This is a genomic window from uncultured Thiocystis sp. (assembly GCF_903866365.1).
Classification (GTDB): Bacteria; Pseudomonadota; Gammaproteobacteria; order Chromatiales; family Chromatiaceae; genus Chromatium.
Genome location: NZ_CAIPNF010000490.1, coordinates 1 through 2,807, shown reverse-complemented (window position 1 = coordinate 2,807; position 2,807 = coordinate 1). Strand labels below are relative to the sequence as shown.

Genomic DNA, 2,807 nt, shown 5'->3' with positions numbered 1-2,807 from the left:
GGTCGATCCGGTGCTGGTGCAGTGCAATGCCGATCTGCAATGGCTGGCGGAGCAAGGCGTGACAGTCAGCCGCTATAACCTGTCCCAGCAACCGCAGTCCTTCGCCGCCAATCCAGCCGTGCTCAAGGAACTGGAAACCGGCATGGAGCGTCTACCGCTGACCCTGATCGACGGGCGCATCGTCGCCACCGGCGCTTATCTGTCACGCGCCCAGTTGGTCCAAAAGCTGGACTTGGCCCCGAGCACTAACCCGACAACAGCGGATCCTTTCCGAGTCCAGGTCAATTCCGTTGGCTGCAAGCCCGGCAGCGGGTGCTGTTGATGGCCATTCCAGACACCCATACCCGACACATCTTCTTCACCGGCAAGGGCGGTGTGGGCAAGACCTCGCTCGCCTGTGCCACCGGCCTGGCGCGCGCCGAGGCGAGCCGGCGCGTGCTGATCGTCAGCACGGATCCGGCCTCCAATCTGGATGAGGTGCTCGGGGTTGCGCTCGCTCAGACCCCGACAGCCATTCCCGGCGCGCCGGGGCTCTTCGCGCTCAACATCGACCCGGAGATCGCCGCCCGCGACTATCGAGAGCGGATGGTGTCGCCCTATCGCGGCCTTCTGCCCGCTGCGGCCATCGCCAGCATGGAAGAACAGTTCTCGGGTGCCTGCACCATGGAAATCGCCGCCTTCGACGAATTCTCCAAACTGCTGGGCGATCCCGCCGCAACAGCGCCGTTCGAGCATGTCATCTTCGACACCGCGCCCACCGGCCACACCCTGCGTCTCCTGACCCTGCCCTCGGCTTGGAGCGAGTTCATCGACTCCAGCACTGGCGGCGCCTCCTGTCTCGGGCCATTGGCCGGGCTGGAGCAACAGCAGGCGCTCTATGCCGCGACCGTGGCACAGCTCGCCGATCCGGCACGGACCACGGTGGTGCTGGTCAGCCGGCCGGAAACCGCCACCCTGCGCGAGGCCGAGCGCACCCGAGTTGAACTGGCGGACCTCGGCGTGAGCCATCTGCATCTGGCGCTCAATGGCGTCTTTGACATGGCCGACACCAACGACGCGATCGCCGAGGCCATGATGCGACGCGGCGCCGAGGCGCTGGCGGCGATGCCGACAGGTCTGTCCGCGCTGCCGACGACGGTCACCCCGCTGCTGCCGCTCGGAACGCTGGGCTTGGAGGCGCTGCGCCAAATGGCGAATCCGGCGCTGATCAAGCCGCTGAGCAATGCGCCGGACAGCGGCTACGTCCTGCCAGGGAAGCTGTCATGCCTGGTGGATGAACTGGCGCAGGCCGGACGCGGTGTCATCCTAACCATGGGCAAGGGCGGGGTCGGCAAGACCACTGTGGCGGCGGCCATCGCGGTGGCATTGGCCCGGCGCGGTCATGCGGTGCGCCTGTCCACCACCGATCCCGCCGCCCATGTGGCCGAGGCCATCGGCGAGTCAGTCGCCAATCTGACCGTCGGCCGCATCGATCCGGCGGCCGAGGTCGCCGCCTATCGGGCCGAGGTACTGGCGAAGGCCGCCCCCGCCCTCGATCCCAATGCACGGGCCATGCTGGAAGAGGATCTGCGTTCGCCCTGCACGGAAGAGATCGCGGTGTTCCGTGCCTTCGCCCGCGCGGTGGACGCCGGCCAGGATGGCTTCGTGGTACTCGATACCGCGCCGACCGGCCACACGATTCTGCTGCTGGATGCCGCCGAGGCTTACCATCGCGAGGTCTCGCGCACCCAGGGCGACCTGCCCGAGGCGGTGCGCCAGTTGCTGCCGCGTCTGCGCGATCCCGCGTTCACCCGGGTGCTGGTCGTCACCCTGCCCGAGGCCACGCCCGTGCACGAGGCCGAGCGACTGCAAGCGGATCTGCGGCGCGCCGGCATTGAGCCCTTCGGCTGGGTCATCAACCAGAGCCTGCTGGCCAGCGGCACCCGTCATCCGCTGCTGCGTCAGCGCGGCACGAGTGAAGCATCTTTCATTCGGCCGGTCGCCGATCAACTCAGCCAGCGTTGCGCGCTGGTTCCCTGGCTGCCCGAATCGCCGGTCGGGAGTGATGGACTGGATCAGTTGATGCGCTGAGCGATGCGTGAGACGGGCACTGCCGGTCATTCCGGCGCGTCCGAGCAGGATTGCGCGCCAGGGTTGTTGCCCGCTGCGGATTTCCAAGGAGGCACTTCGGCGTTGCCTGTCGCGGCCTACACCATCAGATCCAGGTTCAGCGGCGGCTTGAATTGCAACCCATGCTGTCGGTCGTTGACCCAAACGCCTTCGGCTTCGAGGAACTCCTCGGGGGTGATGCTGGCCGCCGAGCCAATGACCGTGATCAGATCGCGCTCGCCGCGCACCTTGACCCGCAGCACGCAGAAACCACCTCGGGGCGGGGTGGAAGGTGACGCGCTCGATGGCGCCGGAGAGGTGTTCTTGGGCGTGGGCGCTGCCGTACATGCGAATCTCCTTGAAGCGTATCGAGACGGTCTTTTTCGTTCCGTTCGCGACGCTTTTCGCCGTCGAGAGCGTCGTGTTGTCGGGCCTGGCGCGACTCCGTTCGCGCCGGCCTCGCCAGCATCGAGCGATTACGCGGCTTGGGCGGCGCGATCGGTCGCGTCCGTCAAGCCGAACACCGCGTCCAAGCGGGCGATCAACGGGCGCATCTGCAAGGACAGGAGCGCGAACTCGGCATCCAGTCGGGCCGCTGGCTCCAGGTCGGTGTCGCCCATCTCCTCCTGCAGCGCGTCGGCGACGCGCAAGCGCGTGAGCGACAGATCCTCGGCCAGCACGAAACTCAGCCGTTCGTCCCATTCCAGCGCCAGTTTCGT

The 2,807-nt window shown here is 67.1% G+C and carries 3 protein-coding genes and 1 pseudogene; 2 read left to right on the top strand and 2 right to left on the bottom strand.

What is annotated here, in order from left to right:
* Both QZY07_RS26635 and arsA read left to right on the top strand, forming a co-directional pair.
* Window positions 1-322: arsenic metallochaperone ArsD family protein (locus tag QZY07_RS26635; RefSeq protein WP_295409349.1), on the top strand; the 322-nt coding region annotated here is incomplete at its 5' end.
* On the top strand, window positions 322-2,070 hold the full coding sequence (gene arsA / locus QZY07_RS26630; protein WP_295409347.1) for an arsenical pump-driving ATPase: 1,749 nt from the start codon (window positions 322-324) through the stop codon (window positions 2,068-2,070). The genes QZY07_RS26635 and arsA, both read left to right, overlap by 1 nt.
* A 146-nt stretch (window positions 2,071-2,216) precedes the next feature.
* Here arsA and QZY07_RS26625 read toward each other — a convergent pair.
* A pseudogene (locus tag QZY07_RS26625) lies at window positions 2,217-2,436 on the bottom strand (hypothetical protein); the annotation flags it as partial.
* Window positions 2,437-2,564: 128 nt separating this feature from the next.
* A partial coding sequence (rdgC, locus tag QZY07_RS26620) for a recombination-associated protein RdgC (protein ID WP_295409344.1) occupies window positions 2,565-2,807 on the bottom strand: 243 nt, incomplete at its 5' end.